The 20,873-nt window shown below is 71.3% G+C and carries 18 protein-coding genes and 1 pseudogene; 10 read left to right on the top strand and 9 right to left on the bottom strand.

Annotated elements, in window-relative coordinates; translation table 11 throughout:
- Nucleotides 1–24 precede the first annotated feature (24 nt).
- Entirely contained in the window at nucleotides 25–648 is a 624-nt protein-coding gene (locus tag AC069R_RS19480) for a TetR/AcrR family transcriptional regulator (protein WP_478768090.1), read from the top strand.
- Nucleotides 649–721: 73 nt separating this feature from the next.
- On the opposite strand, the gene AC069R_RS19485 is transcribed toward AC069R_RS19480, so the two are convergent.
- Nucleotides 722–2,098 carry a cation:dicarboxylate symporter family transporter gene (locus AC069R_RS19485; RefSeq protein ID WP_478768091.1) on the bottom strand — a complete coding sequence of 459 codons (1,377 nt, stop codon included), beginning with the start codon at nucleotides 2,096–2,098 and terminating at the stop codon, nucleotides 722–724.
- 166 nt (nucleotides 2,099–2,264) lie between these two features.
- On the opposite strand from AC069R_RS19485, the gene AC069R_RS19490 reads away from it, so the two are divergent.
- The 5 genes and pseudogenes from AC069R_RS19490 to AC069R_RS19510 all read left to right on the top strand — a co-directional run bounded on the left by AC069R_RS19490 (nucleotide 2,265) and on the right by AC069R_RS19510 (nucleotide 6,662).
- Entirely contained in the window at nucleotides 2,265–3,899 is a 1,635-nt protein-coding gene (locus AC069R_RS19490; RefSeq protein ID WP_478768092.1) for a sensor histidine kinase, read from the top strand.
- On the top strand, nucleotides 3,896–4,579 hold the full coding sequence (locus tag AC069R_RS19495; protein WP_478768093.1) for a response regulator: 684 nt from the start codon (nucleotides 3,896–3,898) through the stop codon (nucleotides 4,577–4,579). The genes AC069R_RS19490 and AC069R_RS19495 overlap by 4 nt, the downstream gene beginning before the upstream one ends.
- A gap of 120 nt (nucleotides 4,580–4,699) precedes the next feature.
- Nucleotides 4,700–4,963: pseudogene (locus AC069R_RS19500) on the top strand (ABC transporter substrate-binding protein); the annotation flags it as partial.
- 29 nt (nucleotides 4,964–4,992) lie between these two features.
- A complete protein-coding gene (locus AC069R_RS19505; protein WP_478768094.1) occupies nucleotides 4,993–5,880 on the top strand; it encodes a carbohydrate ABC transporter permease in 888 nt (295 codons plus the stop codon).
- Nucleotides 5,881–5,963: 83 nt separating this feature from the next.
- A complete protein-coding gene (locus AC069R_RS19510) occupies nucleotides 5,964–6,662 on the top strand; it encodes an XRE family transcriptional regulator (protein ID WP_478768095.1) in 699 nt (232 codons plus the stop codon).
- A 42-nt stretch (nucleotides 6,663–6,704) separates the two neighbouring features.
- Here AC069R_RS19510 and AC069R_RS19515 read toward each other — a convergent pair whose 3' ends face one another.
- Entirely contained in the window at nucleotides 6,705–7,730 is a 1,026-nt protein-coding gene (locus AC069R_RS19515) for an ATP-dependent 6-phosphofructokinase (RefSeq protein WP_397983962.1), read from the bottom strand.
- Nucleotides 7,731–7,943: 213 nt separating this feature from the next.
- Here AC069R_RS19515 and pta point away from each other — a divergent pair, with 213 nt between their 5' ends.
- The 3 genes from pta (at nucleotide 7,944) to pyk (ending at nucleotide 12,756) form a co-directional block, all read left to right on the top strand.
- Entirely contained in the window at nucleotides 7,944–10,043 is a 2,100-nt protein-coding gene (pta, locus tag AC069R_RS19520) for a phosphate acetyltransferase (RefSeq protein ID WP_478768096.1), read from the top strand.
- Nucleotides 10,040–11,248 (top strand): acetate kinase, encoded by a 1,209-nt coding sequence (locus AC069R_RS19525; RefSeq protein ID WP_478768097.1) that lies wholly within the window; start codon nucleotides 10,040–10,042, stop codon nucleotides 11,246–11,248. The genes pta and AC069R_RS19525 overlap by 4 nt, the downstream gene beginning before the upstream one ends.
- An 83-nt stretch (nucleotides 11,249–11,331) precedes the next feature.
- Complete coding sequence (pyk, locus tag AC069R_RS19530; protein ID WP_478768098.1) at nucleotides 11,332–12,756, top strand: pyruvate kinase; 1,425 nt, start codon at nucleotides 11,332–11,334, stop codon at nucleotides 12,754–12,756.
- 99 nt (nucleotides 12,757–12,855) lie between these two features.
- On the opposite strand, the gene AC069R_RS19535 is transcribed toward pyk, so the two are convergent.
- The 4 genes from AC069R_RS19535 to AC069R_RS19550 form a co-directional block, all read right to left on the bottom strand.
- On the bottom strand, nucleotides 12,856–14,325 hold the full coding sequence (locus AC069R_RS19535) for a hypothetical protein (protein ID WP_478768099.1): 1,470 nt from the start codon (nucleotides 14,323–14,325) through the stop codon (nucleotides 12,856–12,858).
- Nucleotides 14,315–14,875, bottom strand: a complete 561-nt coding sequence (locus AC069R_RS19540) for a DUF6114 domain-containing protein (protein WP_478768100.1) — start codon at nucleotides 14,873–14,875, stop codon at nucleotides 14,315–14,317. Before AC069R_RS19540 ends, AC069R_RS19535 begins: the two co-directional genes overlap by 11 nt.
- Nucleotides 14,876–14,991: 116 nt before the next feature.
- Nucleotides 14,992–15,624: a DUF6230 family protein gene (locus tag AC069R_RS19545; protein WP_478768101.1), complete on the bottom strand. Its 633-nt coding sequence runs from the start codon at nucleotides 15,622–15,624 to the stop codon at nucleotides 14,992–14,994.
- Nucleotides 15,625–16,246: 622 nt separating this feature from the next.
- Nucleotides 16,247–17,224, bottom strand: a complete 978-nt coding sequence (locus AC069R_RS19550) for a tetratricopeptide repeat protein (protein ID WP_478768102.1) — start codon at nucleotides 17,222–17,224, stop codon at nucleotides 16,247–16,249.
- A gap of 219 nt (nucleotides 17,225–17,443) precedes the next feature.
- On the opposite strand from AC069R_RS19550, the gene AC069R_RS19555 reads away from it, so the two are divergent.
- Entirely contained in the window at nucleotides 17,444–18,061 is a 618-nt protein-coding gene (locus AC069R_RS19555) for a TetR/AcrR family transcriptional regulator (RefSeq protein WP_397983970.1), read from the top strand.
- 64 nt (nucleotides 18,062–18,125) lie between these two features.
- Here the strand turns inward: AC069R_RS19555 and AC069R_RS19560 are convergent, their stop codons facing one another.
- The 3 genes from AC069R_RS19560 to AC069R_RS19570 all read right to left on the bottom strand — a co-directional run bounded on the left by AC069R_RS19560 (nucleotide 18,126) and on the right by AC069R_RS19570 (nucleotide 20,814).
- Nucleotides 18,126–19,826 carry an acyl-CoA mutase large subunit family protein gene (locus tag AC069R_RS19560; RefSeq protein WP_478768103.1) on the bottom strand — a complete coding sequence of 567 codons (1,701 nt, stop codon included), beginning with the start codon at nucleotides 19,824–19,826 and terminating at the stop codon, nucleotides 18,126–18,128.
- Between the two features lie 96 nt (nucleotides 19,827–19,922).
- Nucleotides 19,923–20,261, bottom strand: coding sequence for a DUF3817 domain-containing protein (locus tag AC069R_RS19565; RefSeq protein ID WP_392217873.1), 339 nt, complete (start codon nucleotides 20,259–20,261; stop codon nucleotides 19,923–19,925).
- 43 nt (nucleotides 20,262–20,304) lie between these two features.
- Nucleotides 20,305–20,814 (bottom strand): MarR family winged helix-turn-helix transcriptional regulator, encoded by a 510-nt coding sequence (locus AC069R_RS19570; RefSeq protein ID WP_397983973.1) that lies wholly within the window; start codon nucleotides 20,812–20,814, stop codon nucleotides 20,305–20,307.
- Between the last annotated feature and the right edge of the window lie 59 nt (nucleotides 20,815–20,873).

The raw sequence follows: 20,873 nt of genomic DNA on the forward strand, positions 1-20,873 counted from the left end.
GCAAGTCGGGTGAGGAAGGGCAGAATGGCCTCCATGACCACGGGTAACCCCAGCCGCGCCGACGCCAACCGCCGCCGCATCCTCGACGTCGCCCTCGCCGAGCTGCTGCGCGACCCGGACGCCTCGATGGACCAGATCGCGCGCGCCGCCGGAGTCGTACGACGGACCGTGTACGGTCACTTCCCCAGCCGGGAGGCGCTGATCAGCACCCTCACCGACGAGGCGGTGCAGGCGCTCGCGGACGCGGACGCGGCGGTGCGTACGGGGATCACGGACCCGGCGGAGGCCCTCGCCCGCTCGGTGCTCGGGCTCTGGGCGATCGCCGACCGCTACCGGCTGCTGATCGCCCTCGCGCAGCGCACGGTCACCGTGCAGGGCATCCGCGAACGCCTCGCCCCGGTGCGCGCGGCCAAGATCCGGGTGCTCCAACAGGGCCTGGACGAGGGCGTGTTCACCTCCCCGCTGCCCGCGCCCGCGCTCGCCTATGTGCACGAGCAGTCCCTCTTCGCGGTCATGGAGGCGGTCAACGACGGGCTGCTGGCCGCCAAGGAGGCCGGCCGCGCCGCCGCGGTCACCGTGCTGACCTCGGCGGGCGTACCCGCCTCGCTGGCCACCGCCCTGGTGACCAAGGTGAGTTCGGACCTGTAAGACACCGCGCGAACGGCCGGATGCCCGGACCCGGTTCAGGCGGGGCCGGGCATCCGGAGCAGGGGGCCGGGGGCTATGCCTTGGCCAGCCGGTCCTCGCGGGGCTCGGGGGCCCCGGTCACGGTACCCGCCGTCGCGTCCATCACCGTCTCGTCGAACGGCAGGTCTCCCGCGAGCACCCGCGCCACCCGCGCCCGGTCGATCTCCTTGGTCCAGGTGCCCACCAGCACCGTGGCGATCGCGTTGCCCGCGAAGTTCGTCAGCGCCCGCGCCTCGCTCATGAACCGGTCGATGCCGACGATCAGGCCGACGCCGTCCACCAGCGCGGGCTTGTGCGACTGGAGGCCGCCGGCCAGGGTGGCGAGGCCCGCGCCGCTGACGCCGGCCGCGCCCTTCGACGCCAGCAGCAGGAACAGCAGCAGCGGGATCTGCTCGCCGACCGACATCGGCGTGCCCAGCGCGTCCGCGATGTAGAGCGACGCCATGGTCATGTAGATCATCGTGCCGTCGAGGTTGAAGGAGTAGCCGGTCGGCACGGTGATGCCGACGACCGGCTTGCTGACGCCGAGGTGCTCCATCTTCGCGATCAGGCGCGGCAGCGCGGACTCGGAGGAGGAGGTGGACAGGATCAGCAGGAACTCGCGGGCGAGGTAGCGGCACAGGGCGAAGACGTTCACCCCGGCGGCGATCCGCAGCACCGCGCCGAGCACCACGAAGACGAACAGCGCGCAGGTGACGTAGAAGCCGAGCATCAGCACGGCGAGACTCTTCAGCGCGTCCAGCCCGGCCGAGCCGGTGACGGCGGCGATCGCGCCGAACGCGCCGACCGGCGCGGCCCACATGACCATGGACAGGATGCGGAAGACGAGCCGCTGGAGGTGCTCGACGCCGCGCAGCACCGGCTGCCCGGCCGCGCCCATGGCCTGGAGGGCGAACCCGGCGAGCAGCGCGACCAGCAGCGTCTGGAGGACCTGGCCCTCGGTGAAGGCGGACACGAAGGTCTTCGGGATGATCGACAGGACGAAGTCCACGGGCGGCAGCGCGTCACTGCTGACCTGGGCGTGTCCGGTCTGCCTGAGGGCGTGGGTCAGATGGAGCCCGGCGCCGGGGTGCAGCACATTGCCGACGACGAGCCCGATGGCGAGCGCGACCAGCGACATCACGAGGAAGTAGCCGAGGGCGATGCCGCCGACGGCGCCCACCTTGGCCGCCTTGCGCACCGAGCCGATGCCGAGCACGATCGTGCAGAAGATGATCGGCGAGATCATCATCTTGATCAGGTTGACGAATCCGGTGCCCAGCGGCTGGAGCCGGACGGCGGCATCCGGCCACAGGAGTCCGACGGCGATGCCGAGCGCGACGGCCACGATGACGGCGATGTACAGGTAATGGGTCCGGTCCCGCCGGGCTCGGGGTGCGGCGGGTGCCGTCTCGTCAGTGGTGGCGGCCACGACTGCCCTCCTTGACGTCTTCGTCGACGTCGTCGTCGGTGCACGACCGGCGTGCGGCTCACGTCCGGGCGGTGCTGGGGAACGCGGCGACTATCTCGCGTCCTGTGAGGGCGGTCACGCTTGCGTTCATTTAGTTCACGCCAGAACCGGGGGCACACTGACTGGCATGCGCCTTCCGTCCCTGACCCGTCCGCGCAGCCTGGCGGGCCAGCTGTTCGCCATGCAGGCGGTGCTGATAGCGGTGCTCGTGGCCGGATACGCGCTGTTCGCCTACGTCAGCGACCGGCGGCAGGCGCGGGACGCGGCCGCCCGGCAGACCACCGCGGTGGCCCGCTCGGTCGCCGACTCCCCCGCGGTCCGCGACGCGATCCGCTCCCCGGACCCGACCGCGCGCCTGGAGCCGTACGCCCTGGAGGTCACCCGGCACACCAACGTCGACTTCGTCACGATCATGAGCCCGGACGGCATCCGCTGGACCCACCCCGATCCCCGGCAGATCGGCAGACGCTTCCTCGGCACCACCGCCCCCGCCCGCCACGGCCGCACCTTCACCGAGACCTACACCGGCACCCTCGGCCCCTCCGTGCGGGCGGTGACCCCGGTGACGGACGGCGGCCGGATCATCGGCCTGGTCAGCGCCGGCATCACCGTGGACCGGATCAGCGAGCGGCTCCAGGACCAGGTCACGGCGCTGCTCGGGGTGGCCGGCGGGGCGCTGCTGCTGGGCGCGGTGGGCACGTACGTCGTCAACGCCCGGCTGCGCCGGCACACCCACAACATGAACGCCGCCGAGCTGAGCCGGATGCACGACTACCACCAGGCGGCGCTGCACGCGGTCCGCGAGGGCCTGCTGATGCTGGACGGGCAGTACCGGGTGGCGCTGATCAACGACGGCGGCCGGGAACTGCTCGGGATCGGCCCGCGCGACGAGGTGGTGGGCCGGTCGGTGGCCGGACTGGGCCTGCCGGCACCGCTGACGGGCGCGCTGCTCTCCTCGCGGCCCCGCGTGGACGAGGTGCATCCGACCGCCTCCCGCGTCCTGGTGGTCAACACCTCCCCGGTCTCCGGCGGAGAGCGCAGGGGGACCGTCGTCACCCTGCGGGACATCACCGAACTCCAGTCGCTGATGGGCGAGTTGGACACCGAGCGCGGCTTCAGCCAGGCGCTGCGCGCGCAGGCGCACGAGGCGGCGAACCGGCTGCACACCGTGGTCTCGCTGATCGAACTGGGCCGCTCCGAGGAGGCGGTGGAGTTCGCCACGGCCGAACTGGAGCTGGCGCAGGCGCTGACCGACCAGGTGGTGGCGGCGGTGGCCGAACCCGTCCTCGCCGCGCTGCTGCTGGGCAAGACCGCGCAGGCCAACGAGCGGGGCGTGGAGCTGGTGGTGTCGCCGGACAGCCGCCTGGACGACGGGCTGCTGGCCGGCGGTCCGCCCGCGCGGGACCTGGTGACCGTGCTCGGCAACCTGATCGACAACGCGGTGGACGCGGCGCAGGGCAGCACGCCGGCGCGGGTGACCGTGACGGCGTACGCCTCGGCGGCCGCACTGGTGCTGCGCGTCGCGGACACCGGCCCCGGTGTCCACCCCGGCCACGCCGGCCTGCTGTTCCAGCGCGGCTTCACGACCAAGCCGGCCGGGCCCGGCGGACGGGGGCTCGGGCTCGCGCTCGTACGGCAGGCGGTGACCCGGCACGAGGGCACGCTGACGGTCACGGACGCGGCGCCCGGCGGCGGCGCGGTGTTCGAGGTACGGCTGCCACTGCGCCCGGCGCCGGTGCCGGCCGAGGGCGGTGCCGCGTGACGGAGGCCATCAGAGTGCTCGTGGTGGAGGACGACCCGGTCGCCGCCGACGCGCACGAGCTGTACGTGGGCCGGGTACCGGGGTTCGTCCCGGTCGCCAAGGCCCGCACCGGTGCCGAGGCGCGGCGCGTCCTGGACCGCACCGGGGTGGATCTGCTCCTGCTCGATCTGCATCTGCCCGATGTGCACGGGCTCCAGTTCGCCCGCTCGCTGCGCGCCTCGGGCCATCACGCGGATGTGATCGCGGTGACCTCGGCGCGGGATCTGGCGGTGGTGCGCGAGGGGGTCTCGCTGGGGGTGGTGCAGTACGTGCTCAAGCCGTTCACCTTCGCCACGCTGCGCGACCGGCTGGTGCGCTACGCGGAGTTCCGCGCCGCGGCGGGCGAGGCGAGCGGGCAGGACGAGGTGGACCGGGCGCTCGCCGCGCTCCGGGCACCCGCGCCCGCGGCGCTGCCCAAGGGGCTCAGCGGGCCGACGCTCCAGCGGGTGACCGGCGCCCTGCGCGAGGCGCCGGACGGGCTCACCGCGGCCGGCGCCGCCGAGGCCCTGGGCATCTCGCGGATCACCGGGCGCCGCTACCTGGAACACCTGGTGGCCACCGGCCGGGCCGCGCGCAGCCCGCTGTACGGCCAGGTGGGGCGGCCGGAGCTGGTGTACCGCTGGGTGCCGGGGCCGCGGTGAGCCCGGCGTGATCACCGACTCCCTTTCACCGCACGCGGCATTGACCTGAGCGGACCGGCGCTCTTACCTTCACGGACACCACCGAGGCCACCCCCACGTGTGCCCGCAGGAGGTCATGCCGTGCGCCCCACCGCCGCCTACACCGCCCTCCTCACCACCGTCCTCGCCGCCACCGCCCTCACCGCGTGCGGTGCCGGGTCCGGCGAGGGCCCCGACACCCTGAAGGTGTCGTACAAGCAGTCGACCGACAACTCCGTCAAGGTGATGGACACCTACCTCGCCGGGATCAAGAAGCAGTTCGAGCGCGAACACCCCGGAAAGAAGGTCGAGTTCGTGCCGATCAAGGCGCCGGACTCGGAGTACTGCACCAAGCTCCAGCAGATGTACCTGCGGCTGCTGCGTACAGAGGTCTGATGTCCCGCGCCCGCCTCCACGCCGGCCCCCGCCCTCGCCTCCACCCGCGTTCCCGCCCCCGCGTCCGCGCCCGTGCCGCGCGCCGCCTGCTCGCGGACGCCTGTCTGCTGCTGGTGGCCGCGGCGTTCGCGCTGCCGCTGGCGTGGGTGGTGCTGGCCAGCCTGGACCCGGCCGCCGGTCTGCGCGTCCGGGTCCCGCACGCGCTCACCCTCGGCAACTTCCGGGCGGTCCTCACCCCGGACATCGCCTACACCCCGCTGCTCAACAGCCTGATCCTGTGCGGCGGCGGCACCGCGCTCACCGTCGTCTGCGCCGCGCTCGCCGCGTACCCGCTCTCCCGGTTCCGCTCCCGGCTCAACCGGCCGTTCCTTCTGACGATCCGCTTCGCCACCAGCCTGCCCATCACCGCGATCATGGTGCCGGTGTACGCGCTGTTCGTCCGGGTGAACCTGATCGACACCCTCCAGGGCACCATCCTGTTCTTCGCCGCGACCCAACTCCCGTTCGCCATCTGGCTGATGAAGAACTTCATGGACGGCGTGCCGAAGGAGCTGGAGGAGGTGGCCCGGACCGACGGCGCCTCGCCCCTCCAGTCGCTGCCGCGCATCGTGCTGCCGCTGATGGGGCCGGGCCTCGCCGTCGTGACGGTCTTCTCGTTCGTCATGATGTGGGGCAACTTCTTCGTCCCCTTCATGCTCCTGCTCACCCCCGACCAGATGCCGGCCTCGGTCAGCGTCAACGACTTCTTCGGCAACCGCGGCATGGTCGCCTACGGCCAGCTCGCCGCGTTCTCCGTCATCTACTCGACCCCGGTGATCCTGCTCTACGCCCTGGTCTCCCGCCGTCTGGGCAGCGGCTTCGCGCTGGGCGGCGCGGTCAAGGGCTGAGCGGGGTCCGGGGCCCTGTGCGTTCGGACAATCCGTGATCCTGTCGGAACGGACCGTATCCCCCGCGCCCCGCCGGGCCTACCTTGTGCGGGGTGCGCCCACCCTCCTCGCCCCCGCCCCCGTTCGACGCCCTCGCCGCCCGCCGGCTGCGCGGCGCGCTCGGCATGGGTCCCGAGCATGTCGCCCACACCCTGCGCTCCTCGTACGGGCTGCCCTACGTCACCCCCGGTCATGTGCTCGCCTGGGAGCGCGGCGCCGCCGCCCCGGACCACACCGAACTCGCCGCTCTGGCCGGAGCGTTGTGGTGCGACCCCGGCGAACTCCTCGGCCGCCCCGGCACCCTGCGCGAGCACCGCATCGCCCGCGGGGTCGCGCCGCAGGACGTGGCCCGCGCCGTCGGCATGGACCTTCCGGCGTATCTGCGGATGGAGGAGGACGGCACTTGGCGCGGCACCGAGCGCCAACTGGCGGAGCTCGTCCGGGTGCTGCGCCTCCAGCCGCCGGACGTGGTGGCCGTCACGGGTCGTACGGAGCGGCTCGCCGAGCTGCTGCGCGGGGCCGTGACCACCCGCTGGCAGGCCTATGTACGGCAGGTCGGAGAGCTGGTGGCCGTGGAGCGCCCCGTCCTGGAGGAGGCGCTGCGCCGGCTGCACCGGGACTACCAGGGCCGGATGACCGCCACCCTCGGCTGGGGCGGCGGGGGTGCGGCCGGGGCCGCCGGGGAGGAGTTCCTGGAGCGGATCGTGGAGAACTTCTGGGCGGCCGTCCGGCGGGAGCCGTAGAACTCCCGCCTAAGCAGGGTCACCTCCGGGAAACGGGGCGGTCTAGAAGACCGACTCCGCCTCGTCCATCCGGTCCTTCGGGACCGTCTTCAGCTCGGTCACCGCCTCCGCGAGCGGGACCATCCGGATGTCGGTGCCGCGCAGGGCCGTCATCCGGCCGAACTCGCCGCGGTGGGCGGCCTCCACGGCGTGCCAGCCGAAGCGGGTGGCGAGCACGCGGTCGTAGGCGGTGGGCACGCCGCCGCGCTGGACATGGCCGAGGATGACCGGCTTGGCCTCCTTGCCGAGGCGGCGCTCCAGCTCGTAGGCGAGGGCGGTGCCGATGCCCTGGAAGCGCTCGTGGCCGTACTGGTCGATCGCGCCCTTGCCGTAGTCCATGGTGCCCTCGGCGGGGTGCGCGCCCTCGGCGACGCAGATCACGGCGAACTTCTTGCCGCGCGCGAAGCGCTCCTCGACCATCTTGACCAGGTCCGCGGGGTCGAAGGGCCGCTCGGGCAGGCAGATGCCGTGGGCGCCGGCGGCCATGCCGGACTCCAGCGCGATCCAGCCCGCGTGCCGGCCCATGACCTCGACCACCATCACCCGCTGGTGGGACTCGGCGGTGGTCTTGAGGCGGTCCATCGCCTCGGTGGCGACGCCCACCGCGGTGTCGAAGCCGAAGGTGCGGTCCGTCGAGGAGATGTCGTTGTCGATCGTCTTGGGCACGCCGACGACCGGGAGGCCCGCGTCGGAGAGCATCCGGGCGGCCGTCAAGGTGCCCTCGCCGCCGATCGGGATCAGCGCGTCGATGCCGAACTCGCCGACCATGTCGGTGGCCCGCTCGCACGCCTCCCGCAGCCGGTCCCGCTCCAGCCGGGAGGAGCCGAGGATGGTGCCGCCGAGGGCGAGGATGCCGCCGACCGCGTCCAGGTCGAGGGCGCGGTAGTGGCGGTCGAGCAGGCCCCGGTAGCCGTCCTCGAATCCGATGACCTCGTCGTCGTACTGCGTCACCGCGCGGTGCACGACCGAACGGATCACGGCGTTCAGGCCGGGGCAGTCGCCGCCTGCGGTGAGAACTCCGATGCGCATCGTGCTGTGTCTCCTGCTCGCTGTCTCGTCCGTGCGTGAGCCTGCAGCGATTCTTTCACGTCCGCCGGGGAGCCCTGGGATCCTGACGGGCGCCTTATCCCGGCTGAGGGGTACTGTCAAGAGGGTTCCGCTCACCCTGGTGGGCGATTTTTATGCCGACCCTTTTGACGACGATCTTCCGACGGCGAGCGACAGCAGAAACGGAGTGGACACGTGACGCGCAGCGTGTACCTGACCGGCATCGACCGCGGCGACGGCCGCCAGGTCGTGGAGCTGGGGGTCATGGAGCTCCTGACCCGGCAGGTCGACCGGGTGGGCGTCTTCCGCCCGCTCGTGCACGACGGCCCCGACCGGCTGTTCGAGCTGCTGCGGGCGCGCTACCGCCTCTCCCAGGACCCGGCGACCGTGATCGGCATGGACTACCGGGAGGCGTCCGCGATCCAGGCCGAGCGGGGCACCGACGAACTGGTCTCCGCCCTCGTGGACCGCTTCCACCTGCTGGCCCGCGACTACGACGTCGTCCTCGTCCTCGGCACCGACTTCGCCGCCACCCAGCTCCCCGACGAGCTGGCCCTCAACGCCCGGCTGGCCAACGAGTTCGGCGCCTCCGTGCTGCCGGTCGTCGGCGGCCGCGGGCAGCACGCGGATTCGGTGCGCGCGGAGGTCCGCAACGCCTACCGCGCCTACCACGGCCTGGGCTGCGACGTCCTCGCCATGATCGCCAACCGGGTCGCCCGCGAGGACCGCGCCGAGATCGCCGAGCGCCTGGCCTCCCGGCTGCCGGTGCCCTGCTACGTGCTGCCCGACGAGCCCGCCCTGTCCGCGCCGACCATCGCGCAGATCGCCCAGGCCCTGGACGCGCGGGTACTGCTCGGCGACGACTCCGGGCTCGCCCGCGACGCCCTCGGCTTCGTCTTCGGCGGCGCCATGCTGCCGAATCTGCTGACCGCCCTGACGCCGGGCTGCGTGGTGATCACTCCGGGCGACCGCGCGGACCTGGTGGTCGGCGCGCTGGCCGCGCACAGCGCCGGCACCCCGCCGATCGCCGGCATGCTGCTCACCCTGGACGAGGTGCCGAGCCAGGAGATCCTCACGCTGGCCGCCCGGCTCGCACCGGGCACCCCCGTCCTGTCGGTGCGCGGCAACAGCTTCCCCACCGCCGAGCGGCTGTTCTCGCTGGAGGGCCGGATGACGGCGGCCACCCCGCGCAAGGCGGAGACCGCGCTCGGCCTGTTCGAACGCCATGTGGACACCGCCGAGCTGGCGCGCCGCATCTCCGCGCCGAGCGGCGACCGCGTCACCCCGATGATGTTCGAGCACACGCTGCTGGAGCGGGCCCGCGCCGACCGGCGCCGGGTGGTGCTCCCGGAGGGCACCGAGGAGCGGGTGCTGCACGCGGCCGAGGTGCTGCTGCGCCGGGGCGTGTGCGACCTGACCCTGCTCGGGCCCGTCGACCAGATCCGCAAGAAGGCCGCCGACCTGGGCATCGACCTCGGCGGCACCCAGCTGATCGACCCGGCCACCTCCGAACTGCGCGACGGCTTCGCCGAGAAGTACGCGGCCCTGCGCGCCCACAAGGGCGTCACGGTGGAGCTGGCGTACGACGTGGTCACGGACGTGAACTACTTCGGCACCCTGATGGTCGAGGAGGGCCTCGCCGACGGCATGGTCTCCGGCTCGGTGCACTCCACGGCGGCCACCATCCGCCCGGCCTTCGAGATCATCAAGACCCGCCCGGAGGCGGCGATCGTCTCCTCGGTGTTCTTCATGTGCCTGGCCGACAAGGTGCTGGTCTACGGCGACTGCGCGGTCAACCCCGACCCGGACGCCGAGCAGCTCGCGGACATCGCCATCCAGTCGGCCGGTACGGCGGCCCGGTTCGGGGTGGAGCCGCGGATCGCGATGCTGTCGTACTCCACCGGCACCTCCGGCACCGGCGCCGACGTCGACAAGGTGCGCGCCGCCACCGAGCTGGTGCGCGCCCGCCGGCCGGACCTGAAGATCGAGGGGCCGATCCAGTACGACGCCGCCGTGGAGCCCACCGTCGCCGCGACCAAGCTGCCGGGCTCCGAGGTCGCCGGGCAGGCCACCGTGCTGATCTTCCCGGACCTCAACACCGGCAACAACACCTACAAGGCCGTGCAGCGCTCGGCCGGCGCGATCGCCGTCGGCCCGGTCCTGCAGGGGCTGAACAAGCCGGTCAACGACCTGTCCCGCGGCGCCCTGGTGCCGGACATCGTGACCACCGTCGCCATCACCGCCATCCAGGCCCAGACCTCCGCAGACCGAGCAGAAAGCGTGCCCGTACCGTGACCGCGACCCGTGTCCTCGTCCTCAACTCCGGTTCCTCCTCGCTGAAGTACCAGCTGCTCGACATGCGGGACGCGAGCCGGCTCGCCCTCGGTCTGGTGGAGCGGATCGGCGAGCAGACCTCCCGGCTCAAGCACACCTGCGCGAGCAGCGGCGAGACCCGCGAGCAGAACGGCCCGATCGCCGACCACGATGCCGCGCTCAAGGCGGTCGCCGGGGAACTGGCCCGCGACGGCATCGGCCTGGACTCGCCGGACCTGCTGGCGATCGGGCACCGGGTGGTGCACGGCGGGATGTTCTTCACCGAGCCCACCGTCGTGGACGACGAGGTGATCACCGAGATCGAGCGGCTGATCCCGGTCGCCCCGCTGCACAACCCGGCCAACCTCACCGGCATCCGCACCGCCCGCGCGCTGCGCCCCGACCTGCCGCAGGTCGCCGTGTTCGACACCGCCTTCCACACCACGATGCCGGAATCGGCGGCGCGCTACGCCATCGATCCGAAGATCGCCGACCGCTACCGGGTGCGCCGCTACGGCTTCCACGGCACCTCGCACGCTTATGTGTCCCGCGAGACGGCCCGGCTGCTGGGCAAGGACCCGGCCGAGGTCAACGTGATCGTGCTGCACCTGGGCAACGGCGCCTCCGCTTCGGCGGTGGCTCAGGGCCGGTGCGTGGACACCTCCATGGGGCTCACGCCTTTGGAGGGGCTGGTGATGGGTACGCGATCCGGTGATCTGGATCCCGCCGTCATCTTCCATTTGGCGCGGGTTGGCGGAATGTCCATGGACGAGATCGACACTCTTCTCAACAAGAGGAGCGGCCTGTTCGGTCTGTGCGGGGACAACGACATGCGGGAGATCCGCCGCCGGATCGAGGAGGGCGACGAGGAAGCCGCCCTCGCCTTCGACATTTACATTCACCGGCTCAAGAAGTACATCGGCGCCTATTTCGCCGTCCTCGGGAAGGTGGACGCGATCGCGTTCACCGCCGGGGTCGGGGAGAACGCGGCGCCCGTGCGGGAGGCGGCGATCGCGGGCCTGGAGGGGCTGGGCGCGGCGGTCGACCCGGAGCTGAACCTCGTACGGAGCGGCGCGGCGCGGCTGATTTCGCCCGCGTCCGCACGGGTGGCCGTGGCCGTGGTGCCGACGGATGAAGAACTGGAGATCGCGACGCAGACCTACGCACTGGTCGGAAAGAGCAATTGAGAGCAGCTGAGCAGGCCGCCTCTCATTTGTATCTTCCGCCAGACGGAATATTCCGTAGCGAAACAAACCGATAGGATCGCCCCATGCGCCGTTCGAAAATCGTCTGTACTCTCGGCCCCGCGGTCGACTCCCACGAGATGCTCGTCGCCATGATCGAGGCGGGCATGAATGTGGCCCGCTTCAACTTCAGCCACGGCTCCCACGCCGAGCACCAGGCGCGGTACGACCGCGTCCGGGCCGCGGCGAAGGAGACCGGCCGCCCCATCGGTGTCCTCGCCGACCTCCAGGGCCCGAAGATCCGCCTGGAGACCTTCGCCGAGGGCCCGGTCGAGCTGGAGCGCGGCGACGAGTTCGTCATCACCACCGAGGACGTGGCCGGCGACCGGCACATCTGCGGGACGACGTACAAGGGGCTGCCGGGCGATGTCTCGCGCGGCGACCAGGTCCTGATCAACGACGGCAACGTCGAGCTGAAGGTCGTGGACGTGGAGGGCCCGCGGGTCCGGACGATCGTGATCGAGGGCGGCGTCGTCTCCGACCACAAGGGCATCAACCTGCCCGGCGCGGCCGTCAACGTGCCCGCGCTGAGCGAGAAGGACGTCGAGGATCTGCGGTTCGCGCTGCGCATGGGCTGCGACATGGTCGCGCTGTCCTTCGTGCGGGACGCCAAGGACGTCCAGGACGTGCACCGCGTCATGGACGAGGAGGGCCGCCGGGTCCCGGTCATCGCCAAGGTGGAGAAGCCGCAGGCGGTGGAGAACATGCAGGACGTCGTCGCGGCGTTCGACGCGGTGATGGTGGCGCGCGGCGACCTCGCGGTGGAGTACCCGCTCGAGAAGGTCCCGATGGTGCAGAAGCGCCTGATCGAGCTGTGCCGGCGCAACGCCAAGCCGGTGATCGTGGCGACCCAGATGATGGAGTCGATGATCACCAACTCCCGGCCGACCCGCGCCGAGGCCTCCGACGTGGCCAACGCGATCCTGGACGGCGCCGACGCGGTGATGCTGTCCGCCGAGTCCTCGGTGGGCGCCTACCCGGTCGAGACGGTCAAGACGATGTCGAAGATCGTCCAGGCCGCCGAGCAGGAGCTGCTCTCCAAGGGCCTCCAGCCGCTGGTGCCGGGCAAGAAGCCGCGCACGCAGGGCGGTTCGGTGGCCCGCGCGGCCTGCGAGATCGCCGACTTCCTCGGCGGCCGGGGCCTGATCGCGTTCACCCAGTCCGGTGACACCGCGCGCCGCCTGTCGCGCTACCGCGCCGCCCAGCCGATCCTCGCCTTCACCACCGAGGAGTCCACCCGCAACCAGCTCACGCTGAGCTGGGGCGTGGAGCCGTACGTGGTGCCGTTCGTGGACACCACCGACGACATGGTCGAGCAGGTGGACCAGGAGCTGGCCAAGCTGGCCCGGTTCGAGAAGGGCGCCACCGTGGTCATCACCGCCGGCTCGCCCCCCGGCGTCCCCGGCACCACCAACATGATCCGGGTGCACCACCTGGGCACCGACAACTGACGCGGCCCGTACGGGCCTTGAACGGCGCTGAGGGCGCCCCCTGCGAACAGGGGGCGCCCTCAGCGGTGTCGCGGCTCCCGGACGGGTCGGGGGGACCGGTCAGCCGGTCGTGTACACATGCATTCCGGGCACGTGCAGGCTGCCGCCGAACTGGGCGGCCTGGGTCACCTTCACGTTGGTGAAGTAGATCAGCGGCAGGTTCAGCGGGGGCGGGCTGTCGGGGCTGAACGTCATCGGGATCAGACCGAACAGGTTGCCCGAGATCGACTCGGTGTACATCACGGTCTTGCCGTCGCTGATGGTCGACGTCGAACCCTTGGCCGCCTGGACGTGGTACGTCTTGCCGGACAGCGAGTCGTGCACGGTCTGGTGCAGGTCGCCGATGTCCGTGCCGTCGGAGATGACGTACTTCAGCACCTTCTTGGTGGTGCCGCTCGCCGTCCTCACCTCCACGATGCCCTGGTAGTCGGCGCCCTTGAGCAGCAGCGAGCTGGCCTGGAGGTACCAGGGGTCGTCCGCCACCGGCACCGCGTTGTCGACGCCGCCCTCGTCGGTGGTGGCCGCCGGGCAGTCCGTGGCGGAGGGGCTCGGGCTGGTGCTGGCGGAGGGGCTCGGGGACGGGCCCGTGGTGGCCGGGTCCGCCGTGTCCTTGACCGTCTTGCCCGCGCCGTCGACCGCCTTGCCCGCGCCGTCGACCGTCTTGGAGACCGTGCCGGTGGTGTTCTTCACCGTGTCCCCGACCGTCTTGGCGGCCTTGGAGGTCGTGTCCTTGACGGTGTCGGACGCCTTCGTGCCGGACGACGACGCCGTGGAGCCGGACGCGGAGGGCGAGGGGCTCGCCGAGGGCGTGCTGCTCGCGGAGGGCGCGGGAGAGTCGTGCTTGCCGCCGGTGAGGATGTTCCCGATGGTGTCGCCGATGGTGCCGAGCAGCCCGCCGCCGCTGCTCTGGCTCGGGGACGTGCCCGTCGTCGTACCGGAACCGGAGCCTGAACCCGAACCCGAACCCGACCCCGAGCCGGAGCCCGAGCCGGAGGAGCCGGAGGTCCCGGTCGGCTTGGGCGCGGTCTTGCCCGCGGAACCCGAGTCCGAACCCGAACCCGAGTCCGAGCCCGAGTCCGAACCCGTGTCCTTGGACGACGACGGGGAGCCCGGCGTGTCCTCGGACGTGTCCTTGGAGGTGTCCTTGCCCGTGTTTTTCGTCGCGTCGCCGCTCGGCGAGGACGACGGAGACGGCGCGTCGGTGGACTTGTCGGCCGAGGGCGAGGGCGAGGTCGAGGTGTCCTTGCCGTCGCCCAGTGCCTTGACGCAGTCCTTGTACTCCTCCGCCGACATGCTCTTGGCCGCGGGCGAGGTGGCCGGGCCGCCGCCGTTGCCCGCCGCGAGGGCGAGCGTGGAGGTGAAGCCCATGCCCATGAGCACGGCCGTCGGCATCGCCACGGTGGCTATCGCCTTGCCGGCCGGCATGTGGAACCTGGTGAACAGCGGCTTCCTGGGAGCCGCGTGGCGGGGTCCGGTTCTCCCGCGGGACTCGTCCGCATCGCTCCCGCGGCTCACCTCGTCAGCCGGCACTGTGCCTCCCGTTCGCCCCGTTGGCCGGGCTCGTTCCTGACAGGTCGTTCGGCTCGTACGCCCCGCCGGTGCCCTGACCTGGCAGCGGCACGGTTCCGGGTGCGCCGCCCGCGTCCGGGGCGGCCTCACCGGCCTGCGCCTCCGGCCCCGCGGGCTCGCCCGGCGCCCACGCCACGGCCATCGCCCCGCCGATGAGGGAGAACAGGAAGCCGAGGACGAATCCACCGAAGTTGGACACGGGGAGAGACACCAGCGCCAGCAGGATGGCGGCGACTCCCGCGAAGGTCCGCACATGCTTCTGGAACCAGAGGCTGATCCCCAGCACGACGAGCAGCACACCGATGATCAGGGACCCCGCTCCCGCGGTGGTCGCCATCGCCAGCGTCAGGTGTCCCAGCTGGAGATGGGCGTACGGGAAGTACATGATCGGAAAGCCGCCGAGCAAGACGAACAGACCTGCCCAGAACGGCCGCGCGCCCCGCCAGGCGCGGAACTGCTGCCTCCGGATGGTGAACTGGCCGGGGTCGGCGGCAGGGGTCTCGGCGCTCATGGAAAACAGCTCCCTGGTGCGGCATTGCTGTGGTGATGACGTGTGCCGCGCGTGAAGACGCGGCGGATGTGGCGCGGGCGGGGGCGCCGTCGGCTCCCCCGCCCGTCAACGAGTGCCTAGTAGCACTCGTGCGTGCCCGCCTGCACGGACATGTGCAGACCACTGAGCTTGAAGGTGCCGGCCGTGGTCGCCCACGCCGTCTGCTTCACACCCGTCAGCGTGGCCGAGTCGGCCTGCTGCGCGAAGCCGAACGGGTTGGCCTGCTCCTTGCCGCCCTTCATGCCCGGACCCTTGGCGGCGTCCTTGGCCGCAACACCGATGTCGATGTTGTTGAAGGTGGCGTCGGCGTTCAGGTCGTCGACGTCGATGTACAGCTGGTCGGCCTCGACCGGCTTGTCCGCGCCCGCCTTCAGCACGAGGCTGACCGAGCCGAGCACCGGGATGTTCGGCGTGACGACCGACTGGCACATGTTCGTGATCTGGGCCGACTTGAAGGCCGAGACCGCGACCGGGTGGGTCGTCTGGTCACCACTGAGGGTGTAGCCGTTGTCGAGCGCGCCGTACTGCTCGAAGCCCTGGCCGACCAGTTTGTCCGCGGTCACCTTGAAGGACTGACCCGACACGCTGAACGAGGCGGCCAGCGCACCCTGAGCGAGGGCCACGCCTATACACGCCGTGGCGGCGACGCTGGGCACCATGACCACAGCGAACCGCTTCCATCTGGTCCCGCCACGCACCTGGGACTCCATATTTCCTCCTTCTCGGACGTACATCTCCTGGCCCGGACTCGCCCACGTACGGCGGCTCAGCCGGGGCAGGGATGGGAGAAGTGCTACGTCCTCGGGAAGGAGCGCCCGTACTCGCGGGCGCATAGCGCGCCCGAATCACCGGCGATCACCCCCGAGCGACAACCACTGGTCGCGCCTGACACACATCACGCACAACCTTGCTGGACAGGCTTCGCCGGCCGGCGAAGACCCCCCTGCCCGAGAGCCGGCGCCACTGCCGCCGGCTCTGCTCGGTGGGGACCCAGAGTCTCCCTCGCCCCGACCGGGTGCCGGGGTGCGGGAATGGACCGAGCGTCGCCGATCGTGGTGCAAATTGGCCGCCCGCACAAGGGGGTTCGTTACTGGCTAGTAACGGGGGGATAACCGGGACACGACCAGGTGATCCCGGAGCGCGACACTCCGTCGCAACACAGGGCAGAGCAAAGCCGTTGATCTCTGTACGAAACCAGACAGATCAACGGCCTTGATTTACTCGGAGTAACAGCCGCCCCGATTGCCAAGATTTGGCAAAGCGGAGCGGCCTCAACGCCTTGTCGGCGAACCTTTCACCTCGGCATCACAGGCCGTGGTGTTTAGCGACTGGTCAGAAAAGCGCCCGCGCGAGCGCCCTGCGCGCCCCGACCACCCGCGGGTCCTCGGAGCCCACGACCTCGAACAGCTCCAGGAGCCGGCGACGTACCGCGTCCCGCTCGTCACCTGCCGTGCGCTGCACGGTCTCGATCAACCGCCCGAAGGCGTCCTCGACATGACCGCCCACCAGATCCAGGTCCGCGGCGGCGATCTGCGCCTCCGCGTCCTTGGGCTTCTCGGCCGCCTCCCGGCGCACCTTCTGCGGGTCCATGCCCTGCACCCGGCGCAGCAACTCGGCCTGCGCGAGACCGAGTTTGGCCTCCGGGTGGGCCGGGTCGTCGGCCAGCACATTCTGGTAGGCGCGGACCGCGCCGTCCAGATCGCCGGCGTCCAGTGCCGCGGCGGCCGCGTTCAGCAGCGACTCGTACGGGCCCGCCGGGGCCTCGGCGCCCGCGCCGGGCGCAGCGCCCGGCTGCGCGTCCGGGTCGACGGTCAGACCGGTCAGGCCGAACCGCTCCTCGGCGACCTGCACCAACTGGTCGAGGGTGCCGCGGATCTGCGCCTCGGCGGCCGCCCCCTGGAACAGGGGCAGGGCCTGCCCCGCGACGACGGCGAACACCGCCGGGATGCCCTGCACCCCGAACTGCTGCATCAACATCTGGTTGGCGTCGACGTCGATCTTGGCGAGGAGGAAGCGCCCGTTGTACTCGACGGCCAGCCGCTCCAGGACCGGGCTCAGCTGCTTGCAGGGCTGACACCACTCGGCCCAGAAGTCGATGACGACGGGCACCTCGGCGGAGCGCTGGAGCACCTCGCGCTCGAAGCCCGCCTCATCGACGTCGATGACGAGATCGGCCGGGGAGACGGCACCCGTGCCGCCCTGCCGGGCCGCTTCGGCGCGCGCCTGCTCGGCCTTGGCCTTGGCCTCCTGGGCCGCCTTCACCGCGGCGAGGTCGACCACGCCGCTCATGGACATGTTCCGTGGCTGCATGGATCTATCCTCCCCCGATCCCGCGTCTGAAGAAAAAAGCGCCGATGTCCGGCGCCGGGTCCCCACCCGCGCCGTGCCGTACCGCCCGCGTACGTCCGTCGCGAGCTTTCGCTACGACCCGTAGCGTAATGGCAATGAGGGGTCACGCTCCACCATGATCCGGTGATCTGCCTCACGGCGCCACGGAATGGGCCGGTACCGGCCGGTTATGGTCGGGGCATGCAGAGCCGCACCCCCGCCAGCCGCACCGGGCGCCCGCGGAGCGCCGCCGCGGACGCCGCGATCCTGGCCGCGACCCGGGAAGCGCTGGTGGAGCTGGGCTGGTCCAAGCTCACCCTCCAGGACGTGGCGATGCGCGCGGGGGTCGCGAAGACCACCCTCTACCGCCGCTGGGCCGGCAAGAACGAGCTGGTCGTGGACGCGGTCGCGGAACTCTTCGACGAGCTGCGGCTGCCCGACGCGGGCAGTCTGGCCGCCGACATCGAGGGCGTGGTCCTCCAGTTCGCGGCACTCCTGGACCGCCCCGAGTGCCGCAGCGGTCTGATGGCGGTGGTCGCCGAGTCGACCCGCGACGAACCGCTGCGCGAACGCATCCGCGCCTCGGTCGTGGAACGCCAGAAACGGCTGGTCGTCGAGGGCCGCTCGCGCGCCCAGGCCCGCGGCGAACTCCCCCCGGAATCCGACCCGGAGGAAACCGCCCGCACCATCGACCTCACCTTCGACATGGTCGCCGGCGCCGTCGTCCACCGCACCCTGATCAGCGGCAAACCAGCGGACGGCCCGTGGGTACGGAGCTTCATCAGAGCGCTGCTGCTGGGTTTGTCGGCGCCGGCGTGAGGGCGGGGGCCCCGCGGCAGAGTCCGACGGCGCCCGTGTGAACGTGCCGGAGGCCCGGCCGTCCTCAGAAGCCCGCCGGTTCCGTGTACGCGCCCCATTCGTCGCGCAGGGCACCGCAGATCTCGCCGAGGGTCGCCTCCGCGCGGACCGCGGCCAGCATCGGCTCGATCATGTTGGAGCCGTCGCGGGCGGCGGTGAGGAGCGCCGCGAGGGAGGTGCGTACGGCGCCCTCGTCGCGCGCGGCCCTGCGGTCCCCGAGGATCCGCACCTGGGCCCGTTCCACCTCGTGGCCGACGCGCAGGATCTCCAGTTCGCCGGTGACGGAACCGGTGTGCGCGTTGACGCCCACGACCTTCTTCTCCCCCTTCTCCACGGCCTGTTGGTAGCGGAAGGCGGACTCCGCGATCTCACCGGTGAACCAGCCGTCCTCGATCCCGCGCAGGATCCCGGAGGTCATCGGCCCGATGGGGTGCCGCCCGTCCGGATGGGCCGCGAGCCCCCGCTCCCTGATCCGCTCGAAGATCTCCTCCGCGGCCGCCTCGATCCGGTCGGTCAGCTGCTCGACGTACCACGAGCCCCCCAGCGGATCCGCCACCGACGCGACCCCGGTCTCCTCCATCAGCACCTGCTGCGTGCGCAGCGCGATCTCCGCGGCCCGCTCACTGGGCAGCGCCAGCGTCTCGTCCAGGGCGTTGGTGTGCAGCGAGTTGGTCCCGCCGAGCACCGCGGCCAGCGCCTCCACCGCGGTGCGCACCACGTTGTTGTACGGCTGCTGCGCGGTCAGCGAGACCCCGGCGGTCTGCGTGTGGAATCGCAGCCACTGCGCCTTCTCGCTCCGCGCGCCGTACACGTCCCGCAGCCACCGGGCCCAGATGCGCCGCGCGGCACGGAACTTGGCGATCTCCTCGAAGAAATCGACGTGGGCGTCGAAGAAGAACGACAGTTGGGGCGCGAACACGTCGACGTCCAGGCCCCGGCTCAGGCCCAGCTCCACGTACCCGAAGCCGTCCGCGAGCGTGTACGCCAGCTCCTGCGCGGCCGTCGCCCCCGCCTCCCGGATGTGGTACCCGGAGACCGACAGCGGCTTGTAGGCGGGGATGCCGGCCGCGCAGTACTCCATGAGGTCGCCGATCAGACGCAGATGCGGCTCCGGCTGGAACAGCCACTCCTTCTGGGCGATGTACTCCTTGAAGATGTCCGTCTGGAGCGTGCCGTCGAGCACCGAGGGAGCCACGCCCTGCCGCTCCGCGGCGACCAGGTACATGCAGAAGACGGGCACGGCGGGCCCGCTGATCGTCATGGACGTGGTGACCTCGCCGAGCGGGATGTCCTTGAACAGGACCTCCATGTCGGCGGCCGAGTCGATCGCGACCCCGCAGTGCCCGACCTCGCCGAGCGAGCGGGGATCGTCCGAGTCCCGCCCCATCAGCGTGGGCATGTCGAACGCCACGGACAGCCCGCCGCCGCCCGCCGCGAGGATCATCTTGTAGCGCTCGTTGGTCTGCTCGGCGTTGCCGAACCCGGCGAACTGCCGGATCGTCCAGGTGCGCCCGCGGTACCCGGTCGAGTAGAGCCCCCGCGTGAACGGGTACTCCCCCGGCCAGCCGATCCGCTCGAAGCCCTCGTACGTGTCCGTGGGCCGCGGCCCGTACACCGGCTCCACGGGGTCGCCGGAGAGCGTGGTGAAGTCGGCGTCACGCTTGTGCGCGGCGTCGTATCGGGCCTGCCAGCGCCGGCGGCCCTCCTCGATCGCGTGAGCGTCCATACCAGCGAATTTACTTGGACGCCCTAGTAACTGTCGATGGCAAAGCCGCCGTACGGGTGCCGTACGGCGGCTGCGGCCCGAGTTCCGCCGCGGGCCCTACGCCTCGGCGACGGCCGGGGTGCGCCCGGCGATCTTGCCGTCCAGCTCGTGGCTGATCTTCCGCTCCACGAAGAAAGCGGCGGTCGGGATGGTGCCGGCGAGCAGGACCCACAACTGCTTCCCGACCGGCCACTTCGCCTTGGAGCCCAGGTCGAAGGCGAAGACCAGGTAGACGACGTACAGCCAGCCGTGGGCGATGGCGACGACACGGGTCACGTCGGCCGCGCCGCTGATGTCCAGCCCGTACTTCGCGATCATGCTCAGGCACAGCAGCACCAGCAGGACACCCGTGGTGTAGGCCATGACGCGGTAGCGGGTCAGCACGCTTTTCTTCATGGAGTCGAGCGTAACCACCCGTTCCGGGAGATCTTGGCGGGGGTCACCCCTCGTCGAAGTCCAGCGCCGCGATCCGCAGCGGGCGGAACATGGCGAAGATCTCCCGGCACTCCTCCGCGTCGTACACCCCGAGCCCGAAGTCCATGGCCATGAGGTCGCGGGAGGCCGCGTCGACCACCTCGCGGCCCTTGTCGGTGATCACGGCGAGGGTGCCGCGGCCGTCGTTCGGGTTGGGCCGCTTGGCGACGAGGCCGGACTTCACCAGCCGGTCCACCGTGTTCGTCACGGACGTGGGATGCACCATGAGCCGCTCGCCGATCTTGGACATCGGCAGCTCGCCGGCCTTGGAGAAGGTGAGCAGCACCAGCGCCTCGTAGCGGGCGAACGTCAGCCCGTACGGCTTGACCACCGCGTCCACCTCGGCGAGCAGGATCTGCTGGGCCCGCATGATCGAGGTGATCGCGGCCATGGACGGCACGTTTCCCCAGCGCTGCTGCCACAGCTCGTCGGCGCGGGCGATGGGGTCGAACGGGAGGCTGAGAGGCTTCGGCACGTCATCAGACCCTACCGGCCGGTCATATGCCGGTCAGCTCCGTCTCACCTTTCGGCCGC

The organism is Streptomyces sp. NPDC043952 (genome assembly GCF_056435325.1).